1 pseudogene is annotated in these 213 nt (G+C 51.6%); it reads left to right on the top strand.

Annotation, left to right across the window (positions count from 1 at the left end):
* Positions 1 to 23 precede the first annotated feature (23 nt).
* Positions 24 to 213 (top strand): annotated as a pseudogene (locus FH871_RS34705) (lyase family protein); the annotation flags it as partial.

A 213-nucleotide genomic window follows, 5' to 3' on the forward strand; every position in this document is an offset into this window, starting at 1 on the left:
CCATTTCTTTTGGTCACCACCTCATGGCCTACTACAATATGTTCACCAGGGATAGCGAACGCTTTGACTTCAACCAAAAGCACACCAATCTCTCGCCTTTAGGGGCTGCAGCCTTGGCGGGAACGACCTTCCCCATTGACCGCCAGCTGACTAGTGATTTGATGGGCTTTGATGCCCCTTACAGCAACTCTTTGGATGCTGTCTCTGACCGTG

The sequence above is a fragment of the Larkinella sp. C7 genome (assembly GCF_006149005.1).
Lineage (GTDB): Bacteria > Bacteroidota > Bacteroidia > Cytophagales > Spirosomataceae > Larkinella.